This is a genomic window from Streptomyces griseoaurantiacus (assembly GCF_036189845.1).
Lineage (GTDB): Bacteria > Actinomycetota > Actinomycetes > Streptomycetales > Streptomycetaceae > Streptomyces > Streptomyces griseoaurantiacus.
This window is the reverse complement of sequence record NZ_CP108326.1, coordinates 6,935,318-6,956,975: the sequence shown is the minus strand read 5'-3', so window position 1 is coordinate 6,956,975 and position 21,658 is coordinate 6,935,318. Positions and strand designations below refer to the sequence as shown.

Below are 21,658 nucleotides of genomic sequence, written 5' to 3'. Positions count from 1 at the left end.
GTCCGGTGAGGGATACGTGCGCGCCCGCCCCGCGGTTCATCCGCCCGCCCGCGGTCCGTCCGGCCGCACCTCGTGCGCGCGCCGCCCGTGCTCCCGCGTGCGCCCCGGCCCGGCGGGGCCTGGACCGCTCGACGCGGATCGTGACCACCCCGCACGCGGCCCGCCGCCTCAGCGTGCTGCACGGGTTCCGGCAGGCGGCGGGGCTGCGTACGTGGGAGGGCTGCGTGCTGCGCCGGGGCGGCGTGCGGGTGCGGATCACCTCGCTGCCCGGACGGCACGCGGGGCAGGCGGTACTGCGGGGACTGCTGCCGCCGGTGAGGGGCTCCCTGCTGGAGTTCGGCCCCGAGGACGGGCCCGTACGCCTGCGGCTGTACCTCTCCTGAAGCCGCCGGGCAGCGTTGTGCCGCCCTGGAATTGCCCCGGGCGGAAGGCGTAGGGGTCGCCCCGGAGGGCTCCGTGCACCGGCGGACATCGGCCTCGTCGTGGAAGAACCGCACGGCGTCCGGGCCGCGCACGGCCAGGGCGGGGTGGCCGAGGAACCGGGTGCTCAGCACCGGCTCCGCGCTGTCCCGCGTGCGCGTGGGCAGCCAGGCGTGTCCCTCGGTGAGCACGGCGAGGGAGCGGTCGATCAGGGCGTGGCGGTTCGCGGTCTTGGGGAGCGGGTGCCCGGCCGGGGCGCGGGGCTCCGGGGCGCATGCCGGGGCCGGGTGGCCCGGGCCGCTCGTCTCGCGCGCGCCGGGCGGGGTGGCCGAACGGGCACGGCGGGTGTCCCGGTTCCGGGACCCGTACCGAGGGCGCCGGTCGAGGATTCCGTGCCGTGCGCACTCCGGGCAGACTCGGCGGCCGGGCGCCGTCCGGCGCCCGCCCGGGAACCGGTCGAGCCGGGACCGCGACGCGTCCCGGGAGAGGACGTGACCCATGGAGCGCACAGGAGGCACCCGGTCCACGGAGAGCGGTCTGCCGATCGAGCCGGTCTACGGGCCGGGGGATCTGGCGGGCTGGGATCCGGCGGAGCAGCTGGGGGAGCCGGGGGCGTATCCGTACACGCGGGGTGTGTATCCGTCGATGTACACGGGGCGGCCGTGGACGATGCGGCAGTATGCCGGGTTCGGGACGGCGGCGGAGTCCAACGCCCGTTACAAGCAGTTGATCGCGAACGGCACGATGGGTCTGTCGGTGGCGTTCGATCTGCCCACGCAGATGGGGCACGACTCCGACGCGCCGCTGGCGCACGGTGAGGTCGGCAAGGTGGGGGTGGCGATCGACTCGCTGGAGGACATGCGGGTGCTGTTCGGCGGGATCCCGCTGGACAAGGTGTCCACCTCGATGACGATCAACGCGCCCGCGGCGCTGCTGCTCCTGCTGTACCAGCTGGTGGCGGAGGAGCAGGGGGTGGCGGCGGACAAGCTGACGGGGACGATCCAGAACGATGTGCTGAAGGAGTACATCGCGCGGGGCACCTACATCTTCCCGCCCAAGCCGTCGCTGCGGCTGATCGCGGACATCTTCCAGTACTGCCGGGCGGAGATCCCGCGCTGGAACACGATCTCGATCTCGGGCTACCACATGGCGGAGGCGGGGGCCTCGCCGGCGCAGGAGATCGCGTTCACGCTGGCCGACGGCATCCAGTACGTGCGCACGGCGGTGGCGGCGGGGATGGACGTGGACGATTTCGCGCCGAGGCTGTCGTTCTTCTTCGTGGCGCGGACGACGATCCTGGAGGAGGTGGCCAAGTTCCGGGCCGCCCGCAGGATCTGGGCGCAGGTGATGCGTGAGGAGTTCGGGGCGAGGAATCCCAAGTCGTGGATGCTGCGTTTCCACACCCAGACGGCCGGGGTGCAGCTGACCGCGCAGCAGCCGGAGGTGAACCTGGTGCGGGTGGCGGTGCAGGGCCTGGGCGCGGTGCTGGGCGGTACGCAGTCGCTGCACACCAACAGCTTCGACGAGGCGATCGCCCTGCCCACCGACAAGAGCGCCCGTCTGGCGCTGCGCACCCAGCAGGTCCTGGCCCACGAGACGGACGTGACCGCGACGGTCGACCCCTTCGCCGGTTCCTACGTGGTGGAGCGGATGACCGACGACCTCGAGGCGGCCGCACGCGAGCTGATGGGCAAGGTCGAGGACCTGGGCGGCGCGGTGGAGGCCATCGAACACGGCTTCCAGAAGAGCGAGATCGAACGCAGCGCCTACCGCATCGCCCAGGAGACCGACGCCGGGGAACGCGTCGTCGTCGGCGTCAACCGCTACCGGCTCGACGAGGAGGAACCCTACGAACCCCTCCGCGTCGACCCCGCCATCGAAACCCGCCAGGCCGAACGCCTCGCGAAACTCCGGGCCTGGAGATGCCAGGGACGCGTCAACAATGCGTTGCTGACGATGCGGAAGGCCGCCGAGGGCGAGGACAACGTCCTCTATCCCATGAAGGAGGCGCTCGCCGCAGGTGCCACGATCGGGGAAGTGTGTGACACATTGCGGGAAGTGTGGGGAACGTACCGTCCAAACGATGTCTTTTGACGAGGAAAATTTCTCGTAATGTCGTCCGACGCACGGGCTCGGGGCTCCCGTTGTGAGAAACGGCACGGTCCGAGCCCGTTTAGGGCCCTCACGGGAACCCTTTCCACGGCCTTCGCGGTCGGCCGGCGGGCGCACCTCCGGACGTCCCGGATTACTCCGCCACGCGCCGCCCGGCGAAAGGTAGACTCCCGGCCGAAAAGTTCGAACAGTTCGACTCCAGGGAATGGGGAATTGCCGAGTAATGCCCACTGCCGGAATGACCGCCTCAAACGACCGAATTCAGCCATTGTTTATCCCTGAATTGGTTCATCTTTCAAGAGTCTCTCGCTGTCGTCCCTGACGCGCGGCCGTCCAGGCCGCTCCCTGCCACCGCGCGCTCCCTCTCCCCACAGTCCATGTCGTCGCGCCATGCCAGGAGTACTCATGCTCAGCCAGGACCAGCGTTCCGGGGTCGCAGTGCCGCGCCCGGACGATCCGCAGCCCGTACGGTTCCGGGTACTGGGGCCGCTCGCCGTCCAGGGCAGGGACGGCCGGGCCATCCCGGTGCCCGGGACGAAGCAGCGGGCGGTGCTAGGTTATCTGCTGCTGCACCCCAACCAGGTCGTCGCCACCAGCCGGCTGGTCGACGCCCTGTGGCCGGGCAGAAAGCCCGTCACCGCCCGGAAGATGGTGCAGAACGCCGTCTCCGCGCTCCGTACCGCACTCGCCCGGGGCAACGGGCCGGACGACGAGGTGGTCCTGCTGACCCACGCGCCCGGCTATCTGCTGCGCGTCGACCCCGAGCTGATCGACCTGCACCGCTCCCGGCGGCTGGCCGAGCAGGGACGGCGCGAACTGGCCGCCGGCTCGCCGGCCGCCGCGGCCGAGTCCTTCCGCCAGGCGCTGGCGCAGTGGAACGGCGCGGTCCTCGCGGATCTCGTGGAGGCCGGGGCCTCCTGGCCGGAACTCGCCGCGATGTCCGAGGAGCGCCAGGCGATCCGTGAGGACCGCGCCGACGCCGAACTGCGCTGCGGCCGGCACCAGACGGTGCTCGGCGAGTTACGTCTCCTCGCCGAGGCCGACCCACTGAACGAGCGGCTGTGCGCACTCCTCATGCTCGCGCTGCACCGCAACGGCAAACCCGTCGAGGCCCTGGAGCTCTACCGGCGCCAACGGGACCTGATCGCCGAGAGGTTCGACAGCGAGCCCACCCGGGAACTGCGGGACCTCGAGCGGGCGGTGCGCACCCGGGACCCGGCCATCGACCCGCCCGCACCGGCGCAGACGGTCCCGCCCCTCGCCCCGCCCGAGGAGGTCGCCGCGGACCTCGCGGCGGACCGGTCGGCGCCCCCGGCGGCGACCCGCACCGTGTTCCGCCCGCCGCCCGGTGCGCCCCCCTCGGCGCTGGTCACCGAGGCCCTCCCGTCGGCCCCCGTGCTCGCCACGCCCACCGGGGAGGACGCCCCGCCGGGGCACGCGGCGGGGGAACGCAAACGGCTGAGCGCCGTCCTGGTGCGGGTCGAGCCGCCGGCCGCCGTCGGGGGCGACGACGCGGAGGCCTTCGACATCCGCTTCCGCGAGGTGTCGGCCGTGGTCGCGGAGGAGGCCGCGCGGTACGGCGGAACCGTGGCCGGCCGGATCGGCTCCACGCTGCTGATGCTCTTCGGGGTGTTCCGCAGCCGGGTGGACGACGCGCTGCGCGCCGTGCGCGCCGGGCACGCGGTGCACGACCGGCTGCTGCGGCTCGCCCTGCCCCTCGGCGTCGTACCCGGGGCGGGACGGGTGCGGGTGGCGGTGTCGACCGGGGACGCGCTGGTCCGGTTCACCGAGGCGGGCCAGGACGCCGCGCCCATGGTCGTCGGCGCCCTGCTCGACCAGTGCCTGCGCCAGCTGGAGTCCGCCGAGCCTGGCCACATCAAACTGTGCGACGCCACCCGCCGGGCCGCCCGGCTGGTCACCGCCGGGCTCGGCGACCCGCTGGACAGCGGCTCGGCCTCCGCCGCCGTGGCGGCCCTCGGCCGGTCCCCGGCCGCGCCGGGTGCGAGGGCCCCGCTGGTGGAACGCGAGGCCGAACTGGACGTGCTGACCGCCCTGTTCAACCAGGCGGTGCGCACCGGCAGGCCGCACCAGATCAGCGTGCTCGGCGAACCCGGCGTGGGCAAGACCAGGCTGGTCCAGGAGTTCGCCCGGCTGGTGGGTGCGCGCGCGGAGGACGCGCACCTGCTGCGGCTGCGGATGCCCGTCCTCGGCCGCCCCACCGGCCGGACCGCGCTCGGGGAACTGGTCGGCCTGTGCGCGGGTCTGCACCCGGCGGACCCGCCGCACACCGTCGACGACAAGCTCTCGGCGGCGCTGCGGCGCTGGCTCGGCCCGCGGGTGGTGGACCGCGAGACGGTCCTCGGCCATCTGCGCGCCCTGGTCGCCCCGGCGCACACCGGCGGCGTCCTCGACGGCGAGGCGGTCGCCGCCTGCCGGCGGATGCTGGAGGCGCTCGCGGCGGAGCGGCCCCTGGTGCTCGTCCTGGAGGACCTGCACCTCGCGGACGACGGGGTGCTGGACTTCGTCGACGGCCTGGCCGAGTCCTCGGCCCGGATCCCGCTGCTGGTCGTCACCACCGCGCGTCCCGACCTGATCGAACGCCGGCCCACCTGGGGCGGCGGGGGCTACCGCACGACGAGCACCATGCACCTGGAACCCCTGAGCCAGGACGCCTCGGCGCGCCTGGTGAGCCGGTTGTGGGAGCAGTGGGGCGTGCGGCGCACCCTCGACCGGTCCGACCTCACCTCGGTGACGGGCGGCATTCCGCTCTTCGTCGTGGAGTACGCCGCCCTGTTCGGGCGGCCCTCGCCGGCGGAGCGGGCGGAGGTTTGCGGCGCGTGGCCGGAGCATCTGCCCGAGCGGGTCAGGGCGGTGGTGACCGAGCACATCGACGCCCTGCGCCCGCAGGCCAAGGCGGTGCTGCGGGACGCCTCGGTCCAGGGGCCCCGGTTCTGGTCGGAGGCCGTCGCGGCCGTGGGCGGGCGGGAGGTGGCCGAGTGCGAGCGGTGGCTCGCCCATCTCGAACGCCGCCACTTCCTGGTCCGGGCCGACCGCAGCTCCATCCCGGGCTCGGACGAGTACGTCTTCCGCAGCGCCTGGGTGCGCGAGGTGACCCGGCTGTCGGTGCTGCAGCCCGCCCGTCGGGAGGGGCGGCGGCGGGCGGACGCCTGGCTCGCGGAGCGGGCGGCGGGGATCCGGTGACTGTCCAGTGGACCGGGAGTGGAACTGTGCCTCTACGGTCCGGGCCGGGTCGCTGACATGCTTCTCCCGGGGCCGGAGAGAGCACTGGTCCCCGGGGAGACCCGAGGGCACGCGCGTGACACGGCGCACCGCCACCGGCTCCGGGACAGATCCGCAACGCACCACCAGATGGGTCCAGTTCGTATTAGGGGGATGACCGATGTCGTACGTTCAGACGCAACCCGCCTCACCCACCGCGCCCACCGCTCTGACAGCCGCCCGGCCGGTGCTCACGGTCCTGCCGAACGAGGTCGCGCGCCGGGGGGTCCGCAGCCTGCTCGACGGTCCCGGCCACGGACGCGCCGTGGTGGCCTGCCCCGCTCCCGAGGAGGCCGCGGCCCTGCTGCGCGCCGAGCGGTTCGGCCTGCTGATCGTCTCGGCCGCCTACGGCGAGGCGCGCCTGGCCGAACTGGTCGGGGAGAGTTCCCGGTCGGACGTGAAGTCGCTGCTGCTGCTGGACAGCGCGGAGCCCGAGTACATTCCGTGGATCGCCGCCATCCCGTTCGACGGCTATGTGATGCAGGAGGACCTGACGCCGGATTCGATGGCGGAGGCACTGCGGCGGCTGGAACGGGGCAAGCTGCCGATACCCGACACGCTCGCCCGGCTCTTCATCCGGCACGCCGGCCGCAGCCGGGGCACGCACCGCAGCCCCCGGGTCCAGCTCACGCCGAGGGAGCAGGCGGTCCTCGGGCTCATCGCGGAGGGGCTGAGCAACCGGATGATCGCGCACCGGTTCGGCATCTCGGAGCACGGGGTGAAGCGCCACGTGGCCAACCTGCTGGCCAAGTTCAACTGCTCCAACCGTGCCCAGGCGGTCTCGGTGGCACTGCAGCAGGGACTGCTGGCCTGACGTCCCCGCGCCGGCGCCCCTCCCCCGGGCCGTTCCCGGTGGGGATCAGTCCGTCGAGGACAGGGCGTGCCACGCGCCCTCGGCCATGGCGGCGGCCTCGACCGGTTCCGGTGCCAGCAGCCAGTGGCGCAGGACGCCGATGAAGGCGCCGGCCGCGCAGTGCGCCCGCAGCGCGGTGCCGGCGCCGTTCCGCGGCCCGGCCGGGGAGGCGGTGAGCTGCCGCGCCACCTCCTCGGCGACCAGTTGCTGCAGCCGGTTCAGGAACCGGGCGGAGCCGCAGGGGCCCAGCATGCGCCGGTAGAGCACGAGTTGGGACTCCACGTGCCGGAAGACGTCGGCGAAGGCCGGCGGTGTCCTGACCGGGCCGTCCACCAGGGGGCAGCGGGCGAGCACCGCCACCAGCGCGGTCAGCTCGTCCTCCATGGCGTCCAGCAGCAGCGCGTCCCGGTCGCTGTAGTGCTGGTAGACGGTGGCGCGGTTCACCGTCGCCCGTTCGGCCACGTGGGCCACGGTGATGCCCGACAGCTCGCGCTCGGCGGCCAGTTCGAGTGCCGCCGACCGCAGCAGCGCCCGGGTCCGCAGCACCCGCGGATCGACGCGCTTGGCGCCGTGGTCTGTCGTCGTGTCGGGCATTCGCCCAGATTACACCTGTACCCAACAGGTGTCGCAGAGTGATCCGGCCGGGCCGAGGGGCGGTGCCCGGCCGGCCGCGCCCGCCCGGTGGTCCGGGGCGGCCGGACGGGCGCCGCCGGGCGGGCGCCCCGAACGGCCCGCCCGGACGGGTCTGGGCGCCCGGCGGGGGCTTCGTGAGGATGGCCGACCAGTGACGGCCACACAACGGAGGAACCCGATGACCGCAAGCGATCGGAACCCAGTCGGCGGCCCCGGGGCCGAGGTGGACGTGTGCGTGACCGGCGGCGGCTCGACCGCGCTCCTCGCGGCGCTGCTCTGCGCGCGGGCCGGCCGCTCGGTGCTGCTCGTGGCCCCCGAGGCGGAGTTCGAGCCGGCCGGCGCGGGCATCTCCCCCCTGGTGGCCCCGCCGACCCTCGGCCTGCTCGCCGGGGAGGGCGTCGAGGAGGAACTGCTGGGGGCCGGTCAGCGCATCCTCGGCGCCGACGACCACGGGCGGGACGGGCTCCTCTCCCGCTGGCGGTACTACGACCTCCCCGGCATCGCCCGCCCCTACGGGCTGACGGTGCCGACCGGCACGCTGGTGCAGGCGCTGCTCGCCCGGCTGCGCGCCGAACCGTCCGCGACCGTGCGCACCGGCCGTCGGGTGACCGCCCTCGGCCAGGACGAGGGCGGTGTCCTCCTCACCTTCGCCGACACCACCGCAGGCACCACCGGTGACGGTGCCGGGGGCGGGGCCGAGGAGCGGGTGAGGGCGCGGTACGCGGTCGCCGCGGACGGCCGGCACTCCCCGCTGCGCGACCTGAGCGGCATCACCGTCCGCGACACACCGTTCGGGCGTCCGGGCTGGCTGGTGGCCGCGCCGGTCGTGCCGAGGCGCGAGCCCGTGCTGCTCGTGCGGCACCCGGCCCCGCAGGCGCTGTTCACCGTGCCCACGCCGGGCGACTCGATGGCCGTCGTGTGGTGCCCCGACCGGGAGCAGGGCGAGGCTCTCGGGCAGGCGGACCCGGAGGTGTTCGCCGGGCAGATCAAGACGGTCGACCCCGAGCTCGCCGACTGGCTCGGCGAGGTCCGCGACCGCACCTCCCCGGTGTTCCGGATCGACTTCGCGATGTGGCAGGCCGCGTCCTGGCGCCGGGGCCGGGTGCTGCTGCTCGGCGAGTCCGCGCACGGGATGCACACGCTCGGCGGGCAGGGACTCAACCAGTCCCTGCACAGCGCCGCCTCGCTGGCCCGCGCGGTGGACGAGGCGCTCGCGCACAAGGACCCCACGCGGGTGGAGGCGTACGAGCGGATCCGCCGGCCGTACGTGGAGCGGCTGCAGGAACTGCAGTGGAACACCCCGGCGCTGCGCTCCTACGAGGCCGAGCCGCCGCGGCGCGGCGCCCACCAGGACTTCGTCGAGGTGATGACGACGCTGCAGCCGGAGCTCGCCGAGCAGCTCGGTGCCGGCGCCCGCTGAGGACGCCGTCACCCCACGCACCCGCACCGCCGAGGCGACCGGCTCGCCCGGCTCGTCCACGCCCCCGCACCACTCACCGCAGCACGCATCGAATCGAGGTCGACCATGGCTCTACCGGACGGCTGGTGGGCACCGCACGACGGTTATGTCGCGCGGGTACTGTCCGCGCTGACCGCCCAGCCGGATCGCATCGCCGTGCACTGGCGGCAACAGGCCCTGACCGGAGGCGAGTTCGCCGCCTCGGTCGCCGTGACGGCCGCGCGACTGCGGGAGCTGGGCGCCGGGCCGGGCGCCGTGGTGGGCGTCCTGACCGCGTCCAACAGTCCCGACATGCTGCGGGTCCGCTACGCGGCCCACCTGCTGGGCGCGGCCGTCTGTCACGTGCGGTCCACCAACCCCGGCACCTCCGGGCCGGCGCTGCCCGTCGGGGAACAGCTCCGCATCCTCCTCGACACCCGGGTCCGGGTGCTGTTCACCGACGCGGAGAACGCCGGCCGCGCCCGGGAACTCGCCGAGCGCGCCCGGGGCCGTGTCGCCCTCGCCGAGGCCGGTGCCTCGGGGGACGTGCGGGAGCCGGCCGCCGTGCCGTGGCGACCGCGCGCCCTGGCGGTGATCGGGTTCACCAGCGGCAGCACCGGCCGTCCCAAGGGGATCAGGCTGTCGGCGGCGGCCTGGGACAACCTCGTGGAGGTGACCGGGCAGGCCTTCACCGGCGAGGCGGGGACGGCCGCCCGGCTGCTGGTGACGACCCCGCTGAGCCATACCGTGGCCACCATGGCGGACGCCGTGCTGGCCGGCGGCGGCACCGTCGTCCTGCACGAGGAGTTCGCGCCGGAGCCCGTCCTGCGGGCACTGACCGGGCACCGGATCAGCCACACCTTCATGGCCACCGCGCAGCTGTACCAGCTGCTCGACCACGCGCCGCTGCGGGAGGCCGACCTGTCCGCGCTGCGCCAGCTCATCTACACCGGCAGCGCCGCCGCGCCCGCCCGTGTCGCCGAGGCCGTCCGTCTGCTCGGGCCGGTGCTGGTGCAGGGCTACGGGACCAGCGAGAGCGGCCGGATCACCCTGCTGCACCCCGGCGACCACCAGGATCCCGGGCTGCACTCCACCGTGGGCCGCCCGTTCCCCGAGAACGAGATCGCCGTCCACGACCCCGAGACCGAGGAGGAGCTCCCCCCGGGCGCGACGGGCGAGGTGTGGGTGCGCTCCCCGCACCTGATGGACGGCTACTGGGCCGACCCGGCGCTGAGCATGCGCACGCTGCGCCGGGGCTGGTACCGGACCGGCGACCTCGGCCGGATCGACGAGCGGGGCTGCCTGTCCCTGCTCGGCCGGATCGCGGACGTGGTCAAGACGGACGGGGTGCTGGTCCATCCGGCGGTCGTCGAGCGACGGATCCTCACGCTCCCCGGCATCGCGCAGGCCGCCGTCTTCGCGGTGCGCGACCCCGATCTCGTCGAGCACCTCAAGGCCGCCGTCGTGCCCCGGCCGGGTGCGCGGATCGAGGCCGAGGACGTGCGGGCGCACCTCGCCGCGGGCCTCGGCGCCGGGCACGTGCCCGAGGAGGTCCTGATCCTCGACGCGCTGCCGCTGAACGCCGGGGGCAAGCCGGACAAGCGCCGGCTCCGTCTCGCCTGGCACGGCACCACCCATTCGAACACCCCCGTACGAGAGGTGAGTTGACGCCATGAACCGACTCCTGGACCACTTCGCCGGTGAACTGGAGGCCCTCGGCGGGCAGCGCAGGGACTTCCTGGAGATCGGCCGCCGCGCCGGCCGCTTCCCCAGTGCTCTCGCCCGGCTGCAGGACGCCCCCTCCGACGTGGAGATCAGCGTCTGGTGCAGCAACGACTACCTCGGCATGGGCCAGCACCCCTCGGTGCTGGAGGCGGCCAAGAACGCCGTCGACGCCTTCGGCGCCGGCTCGGGCGGCTCCCGCAACATCGGCGGCACGAACTTCTACCACGTGCTGCTCGAACAGGAACTGGCCGAGCTGCACGGCAAGGAGGCGGCGCTGGTCTTCTCCTCCGGTTACACGGCCAACGACGGGGCGCTGACGGTGCTCGCGGGCCGGGCGCCGGGCACGCTGGTCTTCTCCGACGCGCTGAACCACGCCTCGATCATCGACGGACTGCGGCACAGCGGCGCCGAGAAGCGCATCTTCCGCCACAACGACGTCGCCCACCTGCGGGAGCTGCTGGCCGCCGCCGATCCCGAGCGGCCCAAGCTGATCGTGCTGGAGTCGGTGTACTCGATGTCCGGGGACGTGGCGCCGCTCGCCGAGTTCGCGGACCTGGCGGAGGAGTTCCACGCGGCCACGTTCGTCGACGAGGTGCACGCGGTGGGCATGTACGGCCCGCAGGGCGCCGGCATCGCCGCCCGGGAGGGCATCGCCGACCGGTTCACCGTGTTCATGGGCACGCTCGCGAAGGGATTCGGCACGGCGGGCGGGTACATCGCCGGTCCGGCCGACCTGGTGGACGCGGTGCGCGCCCTGTCCCGGCCGTTCATCTTCACCACCTCGCTCCCGCCGGCCACCGCGGCCAGCGCGCTGGCGGCGGTGCAGCACCTGCGCTCCTCGGAGGCGGAGCGGGACCGGCTCGCGGCCAACGCCGGGCTGCTGCACCGGCTGCTGGGCGAGCGGAGGATCCCGTTCGTCTCGGACGAGTCGCACATCGTGTCGGTGTTCGTCGGGGACGACGCGCAGTGCCGCCGGGCCTCGGCGATCCTGCTGGAGCGGCACGGCATCTACGTGCAGCCGATCAACGCGCCCAGCGTCCGGGCGGGCGAGGAGATCCTGCGGGTGGCGCCCTCCGCGACGCACACCCTCGGTGACGTGGAGAAGTTCGCCGAGGCTCTGGACGGCATCTGGCAGGAACTGGGCATCCCGCGCGGCGGGGTCCGCGGCGCCTGACCCCCGGCGGGCCCGCGCGTCCGTGCCGGGCGCGCGGCGCCCGCCCCGTCCCGTCCCGGCACCCTCGCCCGGAGGCGCATGACCGGCCGGGCGGAACGGAGTTGATGACCCATGTCCCTCTCGCTGGCCGCCGTGCTCGCCGAGCCGGCCGCCCGACGCCCGGACCACCCGGCGATCGTCTTCGACGGGCAGGAGGTGTCGTACGCCCGGCTGTGGCACCGGGCGCGGAGCTACGCGGCCGTGCTCGGTGAGCGGGGGGTCCGGCCCGGTGACCGGGTGGCCCTCCTGCTGTCCAACACACCGCACTTCGCCATGGCCTACTTCGGCGCCCTCGCGGCCGGTGCCGTCGTGGTGCCGGTGCACGCGCTGCTCAAGGCGGAGGAGATCGCCTACGTGCTGCGCGACAGCGGGGCCCGCCTGCTGGTCTGCGGGGGCGCCTTCCTCGGCGAGGGCACCAAGGCGGCCGAGATGGCGGGCGTCGAGGTGCTGACCGTCCTCGCCCCGGGGGAGCCGGCGGCGCGCCGCCTCGACCTCCTGGCCGAGCGGTCCGCGCCGGTGGAGACGTACCTGCCGCGCGCCCCCGCCGACGCGGCCGTCGTCCTGTACACCTCCGGTACCACGGGCCGGCCCAAGGGCGCGGTGCTCACGCATCTGAACCTCACGATGAACATCGGCGTCACGATGCTCTCCCCCTTCGACTTCCACGCCGGGGACGTGCTGCTCTGCCCGCTGCCGCTGTTCCACACCTTCGGGCAGATCTGCGGCATGGGGGTGTGCTTCCGGGCGGGGGCGACGATGGTGCTGATGCCCTCCTTCGACGCGGAGGAGGCCCTCGAGCTGATGTGCCGTCACCCCCGCGCGGTGTTCATGGGCGTCCCCACCATGTACCTGGCGCTGCTCGACGCCGCCCGCGCGCGGCGGGCGCCCGGCCGGCCGCTCCTCGCCCGCGCCTACTCCGGGGGGTCCGCGCTGCCGGTGAAGGTGCTGGAGGAGGTCGAGGAGGTCTTCGACTGCCCGGTGTACGAGGGCTACGGCCTGACGGAGACCTCGCCGGTGGTCGCCTACAACCAGCCGGGCCTGCCCCGGCGTCCCGGCACCGTGGGCCTGCCGGTGTGGGGCGTCCGGGTGGCCGTCACCGCGGCCGACACGGCGGAGGTCGTCCCGCTGCCGCCCGGCGAGGTGGGCGAGGTCGTCGTGCGCGGGCACAACGTGATGGCCGGGTACCTGGGCCGCCCCGAGGCCACCGCCGAGGTGCTGGTGGACGGCTGGTTCCGCACCGGCGACCTGGGCGTCCTGGACGAGGAGGGCCGGCTGACCCTGGTGGACCGCAAGAAGGACATGGTGGTGCGGGGCGGGTACAACGTGTATCCGCGCGAGATCGAGGAGGTGCTGTCCCGGCATCCGGCGATCGCGCAGGTCGCGGTCATCGGCGTGCCCCACCCCCGTTACGGCGAGGAGGTGTGCGCGGTGGTGCGCACCCCGCCCGGCACGGACGGCACCGCGCGGCTCGGTGCCGAGATCGTGGCGTGGAGCAGGGAACGGCTGGCCGGCCACAAGTACCCGCGGCGCGTGGAGTTCGTGGACTCCTTCCCGCTGGGTCCGAGCGGGAAGGTGCTCAAGCGGGAGCTCGCGGCCCGGTTCGCGCCGTAGGGCGTACGGCGGCGGGCGCTGCCCGGCATCCCTCGGGGTGCCGGGCAGCGCCCGTCGTGGTGTGGTCCGCGGGTCACCTGCCGGAGAGGGCGCGGGCGAGGTCCGCCGTCCAGGTGTAGGAGTCGGTGACGCCCTTGAGGGAGCCGTTGAACCGAGGGGCGACGAAGCGGGCGAGGAGTTCGAGGCTGCGATGGGTGGCCTCGCGGTCCGCCCAGTCCATCACGTTGACCAGCAGGCGCCCGAAGCCGCCGGTCTCCTGCTGCACGTCCCGGATGGCCTCGGTGACCTCGTCGACGGAGCCGACGAGGGTGCCGCGCTGCTCGATCAGTTCCTCCAGCAGCGCGCGGGCCTCGGCGCGTGAGGCGACGGGCGGGGTGCCGAGCAGGGCCCAGTACTCGTTGCGGTACCGGGTCCAGCCGTCGACGATCTCGTCCAGGGCCCGGTCCCGGCTCTCCGACACGTGCACGGTCAGCGCGACCCGCCACTCGGCCCGGTCCAGTTTGTGGCCGTGCTCGGCGGCGGACTCCTCGGCGTGCTGCCACTGGCCGACGAGGTCGCCGATCCGGCTGCCCGGCTTCGGCGGGATGCCGAAGGACAGCGGGGCGATGCCGTACTGGCCGGCCAGCCGCATGCCGAACGGGGAGACGGCGCTGGAGACCGCCATCGGCAGTCCGGCCGGGGTGCTCGGCCGCAGGTGCAGCCGCGCGTCGCGCAGCCGGAACCAGTCGGTCTCCCGGGTGACGGGGCCCTCCCCGGCGACCAGTTGGCGGATGACGTCCAGGGACTCGGCGGTGCGGCGCCGGGTGTCCGCCGGGTCGATGCCGAGGAAGTGCATGTCGGTGGGGATGGAGCCGGCCCCGACGCCGAGGGTGAACCGGCCGCGGGTGAGGTGGTCGAGCTGGAGGGCGCGCGTGGCCACCATGAAGGGGTGGTGGTAGGGCAGGCTCACCACGCCGGTGCCGAGGCGGATGTGCCGGGTGCGCTCGGCGGCGGTGGCGAGGAACAGCTCGGGCGAACCGACGGTCCCCCAGCCGGCCGAGTGGTGTTCACCCACCCACAGTTCCTCGTAGCCGAGCCGGTCGAGCCACTCGGCGAGTTCCAGATCCCGCCACAGGCTCAGGGCGGGGTCCTCGCCCAGCGGGTGCAGGGGCGACAAGAAGGCTCCGAAGCTCATCCGGTCCATGGGGCTCCTCACTCACGGAAGTCGTGGCGCTCGTGACGATCGTGCCGAGTCTGTCGCCGGGGGCCCGGGCTTTCGCCCCCCGAACGGACCGGTCCTTCCACGGCCCCGAACACCGTGGCCGAACGCCGTGGCCGGACGCCGTGACCGAACGCGGCCCGCCGTACGGGCACCCCGGCCGGGCACCCTCCGGCGGCCCTACCCGACACATGTTGCCAATCCAACATATGTTGTGGAACGCTGAGCGTCATCGTTCGTGACCCACTGCACACCGGCAACCCCGTGCGCGGCCGGCTCACGCGCCCCTGTCCGTACCCGCGACAAGAGAAAGAGACCGACGTGACGACCCAGCAGGAACGGACCCCGGCGGAGGAGTCCGAACGCATCGGTCCCGATCTGTGGTGGCTCGCCGCCATCATGGCCTTCGGCAGCTTCGCCGGGCTCCTCGACGCCACCATCACCAATGTCGCCATCGGTCCGCTGGCCTCGGCCTTCGACGCCGAGATCGCCACCGTGCAGTGGGTGGTGACGGGCTATCTGCTGGCCATCACCGCCACGCTCCCGCTCGGCGCCTGGGCGATGGCCCGGTTCGGGGCCCGCGAGACACTGCTCTTCTCCCAGGCGGTGTTCCTCCTCGGTTCCCTGCTCTCGGGGCTCGCCTGGGACGCCCCCAGCCTGATCGGCTTCCGGGTGCTCCAGGGCATCGGCGGCGGCCTCGCCCTCCCCGTCGGCCAGGCCCTCATCGCCCAGGCGGCCGGGCCCCGCCGCCTCACCAAGCTGATGTCCCTGGTCACCGTGCCCGCCCTGTTCGCCCCGCTGGTCGGCCCCTCGCTCGGCGGTGTGCTGGTCGACCACGCGAGCTGGCGGTGGATCTTCCTGATCAACGTGCCGTTCTGCCTGGCCACCATCGGCCTGATCCTGTGGCGGGTGCGCAACGTCATCGCCCCGACGAAGGACGCCGTCCTGGACACCCTCGGCCTGGTGCTGCTCGTTCCCGCCCTCGCCGGGCTGATCTACGGGTTCTCCGAGGCCGGCGCGGCCGGCGGGTTCACCGGGACGCGCGCCCTCGCGGGACTGGGCGCCGGGGTCGTGCTCGGCACCGCCTTCGTCGCGCACGCCCTGCGCCGGCGCAGCGAGGCCGTCCTCGACCTGCGGCTGTTCCGCGTACGGGACTTCGCGGCCGGGAATTTGGCCAGCATGGTCATGGCCGTCGCGATGTACGGCGTCCTCATCCCGCTCCCGCTGTACTTCCAGGTCGTCCAGGGCACCAGCGTGCTGGAGTCCGCCCTGATGCTGCTCCCCCAGAGCCTCGGCTACCTCGTCGCGGTGTCCCTGCTGCAGCGGCTGACCGTGGCCCTCGGCGTGCGCACCGTCACCCTGGCCGGTGTCGTCCTCGTCGGCGTGGGCACGCTGCCCTACGTCGTCATCGACGCCGATCCGAGCCGCTTCCTGCTGGGCGCGGCGCTGGTGGTGCGGGGTCTGGGGCTCGGCGCCTCGATGATGCCGACGATGACGGCCGCCTTCAGCAGCGTGCCCAAGGAGGTGGTGCCCCGGGCCACCAGTGCCTTCCACGTCTTCCAGCGCATCGGCGCCTCGCTGGGCACGGCCGTGCTCACGGTGGTCCTCCAGAACGAGGCCCTGCGTCATCTGCCCGAGGAGGTGCCGGGCCTGGCGGCCGTCGCGCCCGGCAGTGCCGTCGCCCACGGGCTGGCCTCGTCCTTCCGGGCGCCGTTCTGGTGGGCGCTGGCCTTCACGGCGCTCGCGCTGGTGCCGGCCTTCTTCCTGCCGGGCCGCCGCCCGGCCGCCGCTGCCGACGAGGCCGACGGGTCCGCGGCGCGTCCGGGGACGGCACCCGTGCTGTCCGAGTAGCCGCCGGTCCCGTCGCACCCGTCGGCTCCGGCTCCGCGGAGCCCCGGGCCACGGCAACCCCCGCAATTCCTCCGCATCACCCCTCACGCGCCCCGCGCGGACGACGCAGCACGCGTCCTCCGCGCGGGGCGCCTCGCGTGCACGCCCGGCACCGGACCGCCTCACGGCTCCGCCTCCCCCACCGCCCTGCCCGACCGGGCCCCCTCGCGCTGCCTGTCCGGCCACCTCCTCGGGCGTGCTCCCGTTGCCCCTGCCGGAGGGCCACCCCGTTCGAGGATTCCACGCCCGGCCCGCCCGCCACAGACTCGGATCACCAACAGCCGACGCCTGTGCGGGCGGACAGGGGGAATGGACGATGGTGGCACTCGACACCGGGGCGGCGGTCCGCCTGGCCCGGTTGTCACGGCACCGGGACGGACGCTTCCTCTTCGTGCCCATGGACCACTCGGTGGCCGACGGGCCGATCGTTCCGGCCTCGCGCTTCAACGACCTGGTCGCCTCCGTGGTCGCGGGCGGCGCCGACGCGATCGTGGTGCACAAGGGCCGGGCCCGCACGGTCGACCCGGCCCTGCTGCGCGACTGCGCGCTGATCGTGCACCTGAGCGCCAGTACCCCGCACTCCCCCGACGCCGACGCCAAGGTGCTGGTCGGCGCGGTGGAGGAGGCGGTGCGTCTCGGCGCCGACGCGGTCAGCGTGCACGTGAACATGGGCTCCGACACCGAGGCCCGCCAGCTCGCCGACCTCGGCACGGTGGCCGAGGCCTGCCAGCAGTGGTCGGTGCCGCTGCTGGCCATGGTCTACCCGCGCGGGCCCCGGATCGCCGACCCGCACGACCCGGCGCTCCTCGCCCACGCGGTCAACGTGGCGGCCGACCTGGGCGCCACGCTGGTGAAGACCACCTCACCGCTGCCCCTGTCGGAGCTGTCCGCGGTCACCGCGAGCTGCCCGATCCCGGTCCTGGTGGCCGGCGGCGGCGACCAGGACGGTGACCTCACCGCCTTCGCCACCGCCGCCGTGGAGTCGGGGTGCGCGGGACTGGCCGTCGGCCGCCGGGTGTTCCTCAGCCCCTCCCCGACCGCCGCCCTCAAGGCCCTGGCCTCCGTGGTGCACGCCGACCCGCCGGTGGGGCCACTCGGCGTCGACGCCGCCGTCTGACGTCCCGTCTCCCGGCGGAAACCGCAGCCCACCCGCGTCGGAAGGAAGACACATGCGCGACGAGATCCGCGAGTTCGTCCTCACCACCATCCGTGAGGTGATGAACCTGCCGCTGCCCGAGAACGTCACGGACGACACCCCGCTCGGCGAGAACGGCCTCGGCCTGGAATCGCTGTCCCGGCTGGAACTCATGATCCAGCTCGAGAGCGCTTACGGCATCGAGGTCCCCGAGGCGGACAGCGACGCCCAGCAGGACGCGACCCTCGGCGAGTTCGTGGACGCCGTGGTGGCCCTGCGCGGCACGGCGGTCGCCGACGGAGCCGGCCGGTGACGGACGACACCGCCCTCGGCGCGCTGCTGCGCGACTGCGGGCTGCTGACCACCGACTCCTTCGACGACGACACCGAACTCGTCCTCGACTCGCTCACCCTCGTCTGGCTCGCCCACCTCCTCGACGAGCAGCACGGCATCACCGTGTCCGTCGAGGACGAGAACGGCCTGGCCTCCTGCGCCTCGGTGCGGGACCTGCGCCGGTTCCTCGCCGAGGCGGCGGAGGGCACCCACACCTCTGCGGAGATCCTTCATGGCTCATGACGTCGCGATCACCGGCCACGGGGTCCTCACCGCGTTCGGCTTCGGTGAACAGGCCCTGCTGGACGGGGTGTTCGGGGGCCGGCCCGGCTTCACCCCGGTCACCCGCTTCGACCCCACGCCCTACCGGGCCGGGCATGCCGCCACCTACGAGGGCGAGGGCCCCGAGATCCCCGGGGTGCCGGTCAAACCCGGGGTGACACCGGGACAGTTCGAGGTCCTGGTCGCCTGCGCCGCCGCCGCGCTGGAGATGGCCGGCACGGACGGCGCCGGCGCCCCGGTGCTGCTCGGCACCAACGGCGACCACTCCGCCGCCCCGGACTTCTGGTCGGGCACCGGCGCGCGCACCGCCGCCGACCCCCGCACCCTCGACAGCCTCCCCGCCCGCCTGCCCGAGCTGCTCGCCCGCGAACTGGGTCTGGGGGCGCCCCGGACGGCCTTCGTGAACGCCTGCGTGGCCGGCACCAACGCCCTCGCCCGGGGCGCGGAACTGATCCGCCGCGGCCTCGCCGACACGGTGGTGTGCGGGGGCGCCTACCTGGTCACCGAGGACGTGTTCGCCAAGTTCGACTCCGGGCGTGCGCTGTCCCCCGAGGACGCCGTGCGCCCCTTCGACGCCGGCCGCCAGGGGCTGCTGCACGGCGACGGGGTCGCCGTCCTGGTGCTGGAGGCCGCCGACCGGGCACGGGCCCGCGGCGCCCGCGTCCTCGCCGGGCTCACCGGCTGGGGCATGGCGGCCGACGCCCACCACGTCATCCAGCCGCATCCGCGGGGGGACGGACTGGCCCGGGCGGCCCGCGCCGCGCTGCGCCGGGCGGGCGCGGAGCCCGGGCGGATCGGCTACGTCAACGCGCACGGCACCGGCACCCCGCTCAACGACGTGGCGGAGACCGCGGCGCTGCACCAGGTGTTCGGCGAGGGCGTCCACGGCGTTCCGGTGAGCTCCACCAAGAGCAGCACCGGTCACATGCTCGAGGCAACCGGGGCGGTGGAGGCCGTCATCACGATGCTCGCCCTGCGCGAGGGCCTGTTGCCGCCCACCCTCGGCACCCTGGAGCCCGACCCCGCGTGCGACCTGGACCACGTGCGGGACACCGCCCGGCCGGCCCGGATCACCCACGCGCTGTCCCTGAACGCCGCCTTCGGCGGGGTGGACGCCGCACTCGTACTGGAGGCGCCGTGACCGTCCCGGACACCCACCCGCGCACCCATCGGACGGCAGGCCCGTCCGCCCCGGCGCGCGCCCTCCTCTCGGCGGCCTGCCGCACCCCCTGGGGCGGCGCGGCGACCGGGCTGCCCGGCGCGGCACCGGTCGAACTGCCCCGCGTCACCGGCTTCGTGACCTCCCGCTTCAGCCCCCTCGTGCACAGCGTGGCCACCGAGTGCCTGGGCGCGCCCGGCTCCGCGGACGACCTCGTCGGCGCGGCCGGGCCGCGTACCGGGACGGTCCTGGCCACGATGTTCGGGGACACGGTGACGCTGGACACGGCCACCCGGCGGCTGACCGAGGGCCAGGTGCACAGCCCGCTGCTGTTCTTCCAGTCCGTCACCACCTCGATCCTCGGGCGACTGGGCCAGTCGTACGGCATCACCGGCCCCGTCGAGTGCCTCTCGGTCGCCCGCGACGGAGCCGGCGAGGCCCTCTCGGCCGCCGATCTGATGCTGGAGCAGGAGGACATCGACCGCGTGCTGCTGGTCGGCGTCGAGCTCGCCGCCAATGAGCGGGCCACCTGGATCCACCGGCGCATCACCGGGCCGGACGGTCCGGACCCGCTGCCCGACGGGGACTGCGCCGTCGCCCTGCTGCTCGCCCGCACGGACGAGGGCACCGGGCGGGTGCTCCTGCGCGCCGGCGCGGGGAGCGGTTCCCCGGCGGACCGGGCCCCGGCGGACGCCCGCCACGCCCGCTTCGGCTGGCTGGCGCCCCTGGTGGCGGCCGCCGAGGCCGTGCGCCCGCCGGAGGGCGGGCCCGTGCCGCGCCCGGTCCGTGTGCCGGGCCGGTACGGCTACGTGGTCGCCCCGGCGGGCCGGGCCGCGGCGCCCGCCGCGCCCGCCGCGCCGGGAGGTCCGGCATGACGGCCGCCGAATCCGCCCCCGGCACGCTGGTGGCGCGCATGGGCATCGAGATCGTCGAGGAGGACCCCCGGCGGCTCGTCGCCCGGATGCCCCTGACGGGGAACCGCCAGATGTACGGCTTCCTGCACGGAGGGGCCAGCGCGGCCTTCGCGCAGGCGCTCGCCACGCACGCCGCCGCCCTGGAGGCCGGCCCCGGCGGCCGGGTCACCGGCCAGGAGCTGTCCTGCACCCACCACCGGGCGGCCCGCGGCGAGGGCTGGGTGGAAGGGGTGTGCACCCCGCTGTACCTCGGCGACGCGTTCGGCACCTACGACGTGGCCGTCCACGACCGGCGCGGCAACCGGATCGCCTCGGCCCGGCTCACCTGCCGGCTGCGGCGGGCCGCCGGCCCGTCCGCTCGCCCCGCGCCCACCGGGGAGTCCGCACTTTCCAGGGAGCCCGCACTTTCCGAGGAGTCCGCATGAGCACGACCGAGCCCGTGGAGGACAGGGCCGCGGTACTGGCCGGCGTCGGGGGCTGGGTGCCCCCGCACGTCGTCACCAACGACGACCTCTCCGCCCATCTCGACACCTCCGACGAATGGATCCGCACCCGCACCGGCATCCGGACCAGGCACCGGGTCTCCCCCGGCATGGCCACCTCCGACCTCGCGGTGGAGGCCGGACGGCGGGCGCTGGACTCCTCCGGCGACGACCGGGCCGGGGCCGTCGTCCTGGCCACCACGACACCCGACCGGATCTGCCCGGCCACCGCCCCCGACGTGGCCGCCCGGCTCGGCCTGGCCGGGGTCCCCGCCTTCGACGTCTCCGCCGTGTGCACCGGCTTCCTGTACGGGCTGGCGACCGCGGCGGGGCTGATCGCCACCGGCGTCGCCGAACGCGTCCTGCTCATCGGGGCGGACGCGTTCACCACCATCGTCGACCCGACGGACCGCTCGACCGCCGTCATCTTCGCCGACGGCGCGGGGGCCGTCGTGCTGCGGGCCGGCCGGCCGGAGGAGCCCGGCGCGCTCGGCCCGGTGGTGCTGGGCACCGACGGGACCCTCAGCCATCTGATCCGGGTACCGGCGGGCGGCTCGCGGCAGCGCTCGCTGGCCCCGACGCACGCGCCGGGCGAGCAGTTCTTCCAGATGGAGGGCCGGGACACGTTCCGGCACGCCGTGGACCGGATGGCGACCGCCTCGCGCCAGGCCGTCGCGGCCGCGGGCTGGTCGATGGGGGGCGTCGACCGGCTGGCCGCGCACCAGGCCAACGCGCGGATCCTGCACGCGGTGGCCGACCGGCTCGGCATCCCCGCCGAGCACCAGCTCTCCAACATCGCCGAGGTCGGCAACACGGGCGCCGCCTCCATCCCGCTGCTGCTGGCCCAGTCCGCCGCGGACGGCGGTCTGGAGGCCGGGCACCGCACCCTGCTCACCGCCTTCGGCGGCGGTCTCGCCTGGGGCGCGACCACGCTCACCTGGCCCAAGCTGTCGGCCGGCTGAGAGCGCCGGCCGCCCCGCG

Annotated in this window: 18 protein-coding genes; 16 read left to right on the top strand and 2 right to left on the bottom strand. The window is 74.5% G+C overall.

The genetic code is table 11. The annotated features are described in order from the left end of the window. Window positions 1-140 precede the first annotated feature (140 nt). The 4 genes from OHB09_RS30595 (at window position 141) to OHB09_RS30580 (ending at window position 6,625) form a co-directional block, all read left to right on the top strand. The gene (locus OHB09_RS30595) at window positions 141-383 is read left to right on the top strand and encodes a hypothetical protein (protein ID WP_328922863.1); all 243 of its coding nucleotides are present in this window, start codon (window positions 141-143) and stop codon (window positions 381-383) included. A gap of 535 nt (window positions 384-918) precedes the next feature. After that, window positions 919-2,514: an acyl-CoA mutase large subunit family protein gene (locus tag OHB09_RS30590; RefSeq protein ID WP_328922862.1), complete on the top strand. Its 1,596-nt coding sequence runs from the start codon at window positions 919-921 to the stop codon at window positions 2,512-2,514. Between the two features lie 408 nt (window positions 2,515-2,922). Continuing rightward, entirely contained in the window at window positions 2,923-5,733 is a 2,811-nt protein-coding gene (locus OHB09_RS30585; protein ID WP_191853583.1) for a BTAD domain-containing putative transcriptional regulator, read from the top strand. A gap of 199 nt (window positions 5,734-5,932) precedes the next feature. Next, the gene (locus OHB09_RS30580; RefSeq protein WP_006139175.1) at window positions 5,933-6,625 is read left to right on the top strand and encodes a helix-turn-helix transcriptional regulator; all 693 of its coding nucleotides are present in this window, start codon (window positions 5,933-5,935) and stop codon (window positions 6,623-6,625) included. A gap of 45 nt (window positions 6,626-6,670) precedes the next feature. Here OHB09_RS30580 and OHB09_RS30575 read toward each other — a convergent pair whose 3' ends face one another. Next, a complete protein-coding gene (locus tag OHB09_RS30575; RefSeq protein ID WP_006139176.1) occupies window positions 6,671-7,258 on the bottom strand; it encodes a TetR/AcrR family transcriptional regulator in 588 nt (195 codons plus the stop codon). Between the two features lie 217 nt (window positions 7,259-7,475). Here OHB09_RS30575 and OHB09_RS30570 point away from each other — a divergent pair, with 217 nt between their 5' ends. The 4 genes from OHB09_RS30570 (at window position 7,476) to OHB09_RS30555 (ending at window position 13,284) form a co-directional block, all read left to right on the top strand. Continuing rightward, window positions 7,476-8,717 carry an FAD-dependent oxidoreductase gene (locus OHB09_RS30570; RefSeq protein ID WP_328922861.1) on the top strand — a complete coding sequence of 414 codons (1,242 nt, stop codon included), beginning with the start codon at window positions 7,476-7,478 and terminating at the stop codon, window positions 8,715-8,717. A gap of 105 nt (window positions 8,718-8,822) precedes the next feature. Continuing rightward, a complete protein-coding gene (locus tag OHB09_RS30565; protein ID WP_328922860.1) occupies window positions 8,823-10,403 on the top strand; it encodes a class I adenylate-forming enzyme family protein in 1,581 nt (526 codons plus the stop codon). A gap of 4 nt (window positions 10,404-10,407) precedes the next feature. After that, window positions 10,408-11,634 (top strand): 5-aminolevulinate synthase, encoded by a 1,227-nt coding sequence (gene hemA, locus OHB09_RS30560; protein WP_006139180.1) that lies wholly within the window; start codon window positions 10,408-10,410, stop codon window positions 11,632-11,634. 111 nt (window positions 11,635-11,745) lie between these two features. Then, window positions 11,746-13,284, top strand: a complete 1,539-nt coding sequence (locus tag OHB09_RS30555) for a long-chain-fatty-acid--CoA ligase (RefSeq protein ID WP_093598237.1) — start codon at window positions 11,746-11,748, stop codon at window positions 13,282-13,284. Window positions 13,285-13,357: 73 nt separating this feature from the next. Here the strand turns inward: OHB09_RS30555 and OHB09_RS30550 are convergent, their stop codons facing one another. Beyond that, a complete protein-coding gene (locus OHB09_RS30550) occupies window positions 13,358-14,467 on the bottom strand; it encodes an LLM class flavin-dependent oxidoreductase (protein ID WP_006139182.1) in 1,110 nt (369 codons plus the stop codon). Between the two features lie 336 nt (window positions 14,468-14,803). Between OHB09_RS30550 and OHB09_RS30545 the strand changes: the two genes are divergently transcribed. From OHB09_RS30545 to OHB09_RS30510, 8 genes are all read left to right on the top strand, one after another. After that, window positions 14,804-16,333: an MDR family MFS transporter gene (locus tag OHB09_RS30545; protein ID WP_093598231.1), complete on the top strand. Its 1,530-nt coding sequence runs from the start codon at window positions 14,804-14,806 to the stop codon at window positions 16,331-16,333. Window positions 16,334-16,688: 355 nt separating this feature from the next. Further along, complete coding sequence (locus OHB09_RS30540; protein ID WP_006139185.1) at window positions 16,689-17,489, top strand: 2-amino-3,7-dideoxy-D-threo-hept-6-ulosonate synthase; 801 nt, start codon at window positions 16,689-16,691, stop codon at window positions 17,487-17,489. A 52-nt stretch (window positions 17,490-17,541) separates the two neighbouring features. After that, the gene (locus OHB09_RS30535) at window positions 17,542-17,820 is read left to right on the top strand and encodes an acyl carrier protein (RefSeq protein WP_093598228.1); all 279 of its coding nucleotides are present in this window, start codon (window positions 17,542-17,544) and stop codon (window positions 17,818-17,820) included. After that, window positions 17,817-18,083 (top strand): hypothetical protein, encoded by a 267-nt coding sequence (locus tag OHB09_RS30530; RefSeq protein WP_191891638.1) that lies wholly within the window; start codon window positions 17,817-17,819, stop codon window positions 18,081-18,083. Before OHB09_RS30535 ends, OHB09_RS30530 begins: the two co-directional genes overlap by 4 nt. Further along, window positions 18,073-19,263 (top strand): beta-ketoacyl-[acyl-carrier-protein] synthase family protein, encoded by a 1,191-nt coding sequence (locus tag OHB09_RS30525; RefSeq protein ID WP_006139188.1) that lies wholly within the window; start codon window positions 18,073-18,075, stop codon window positions 19,261-19,263. Before OHB09_RS30530 ends, OHB09_RS30525 begins: the two co-directional genes overlap by 11 nt. Next, entirely contained in the window at window positions 19,260-20,156 is an 897-nt protein-coding gene (locus OHB09_RS30520; protein WP_191853578.1) for a beta-ketoacyl-[acyl-carrier-protein] synthase family protein, read from the top strand. Before OHB09_RS30525 ends, OHB09_RS30520 begins: the two co-directional genes overlap by 4 nt. Beyond that, window positions 20,153-20,620 (top strand): PaaI family thioesterase, encoded by a 468-nt coding sequence (locus tag OHB09_RS30515; RefSeq protein ID WP_006139190.1) that lies wholly within the window; start codon window positions 20,153-20,155, stop codon window positions 20,618-20,620. The genes OHB09_RS30520 and OHB09_RS30515 overlap by 4 nt, the downstream gene beginning before the upstream one ends. Then, window positions 20,617-21,639, top strand: coding sequence for a beta-ketoacyl-ACP synthase III (locus OHB09_RS30510; RefSeq protein WP_006139191.1), 1,023 nt, complete (start codon window positions 20,617-20,619; stop codon window positions 21,637-21,639). Before OHB09_RS30515 ends, OHB09_RS30510 begins: the two co-directional genes overlap by 4 nt. Window positions 21,640-21,658 lie beyond the last annotated feature (19 nt).

Excerpts from the sequence above, each read along its gene's own strand:
- OHB09_RS30580 (WP_006139175.1), top strand. The coding sequence starts at position 5,933 with ATGTCGTACGTTCAGACGCAACCCGCCTCACCCACCGCGCCCACCGCT.
- OHB09_RS30525 (WP_006139188.1), top strand. The coding sequence starts at position 18,073 with ATGGCTCATGACGTCGCGATCACCGGCCACGGGGTCCTCACCGCGTTC.
- OHB09_RS30515 (WP_006139190.1), top strand. The coding sequence starts at position 20,153 with ATGACGGCCGCCGAATCCGCCCCCGGCACGCTGGTGGCGCGCATGGGC.
- OHB09_RS30555 (WP_093598237.1), top strand. The coding sequence starts at position 11,746 with ATGTCCCTCTCGCTGGCCGCCGTGCTCGCCGAGCCGGCCGCCCGACGC.
- OHB09_RS30510 (WP_006139191.1), top strand. The coding sequence starts at position 20,617 with ATGAGCACGACCGAGCCCGTGGAGGACAGGGCCGCGGTACTGGCCGGC.
- OHB09_RS30535 (WP_093598228.1), top strand. The coding sequence starts at position 17,542 with ATGCGCGACGAGATCCGCGAGTTCGTCCTCACCACCATCCGTGAGGTG.
- OHB09_RS30585 (WP_191853583.1), top strand. The coding sequence starts at position 2,923 with ATGCCAGGAGTACTCATGCTCAGCCAGGACCAGCGTTCCGGGGTCGCA.
- OHB09_RS30540 (WP_006139185.1), top strand. The coding sequence starts at position 16,689 with ATGGTGGCACTCGACACCGGGGCGGCGGTCCGCCTGGCCCGGTTGTCA.
- OHB09_RS30565 (WP_328922860.1), top strand. The coding sequence starts at position 8,823 with ATGGCTCTACCGGACGGCTGGTGGGCACCGCACGACGGTTATGTCGCG.
- OHB09_RS30550 (WP_006139182.1), bottom strand. The coding sequence starts at position 14,467 with ATGGACCGGATGAGCTTCGGAGCCTTCTTGTCGCCCCTGCACCCGCTG.
- OHB09_RS30575 (WP_006139176.1), bottom strand. The coding sequence starts at position 7,258 with ATGCCCGACACGACGACAGACCACGGCGCCAAGCGCGTCGATCCGCGG.
- OHB09_RS30570 (WP_328922861.1), top strand. The coding sequence starts at position 7,476 with ATGACCGCAAGCGATCGGAACCCAGTCGGCGGCCCCGGGGCCGAGGTG.
- hemA (WP_006139180.1), top strand. The coding sequence starts at position 10,408 with ATGAACCGACTCCTGGACCACTTCGCCGGTGAACTGGAGGCCCTCGGC.
- OHB09_RS30590 (WP_328922862.1), top strand. The coding sequence starts at position 919 with ATGGAGCGCACAGGAGGCACCCGGTCCACGGAGAGCGGTCTGCCGATC.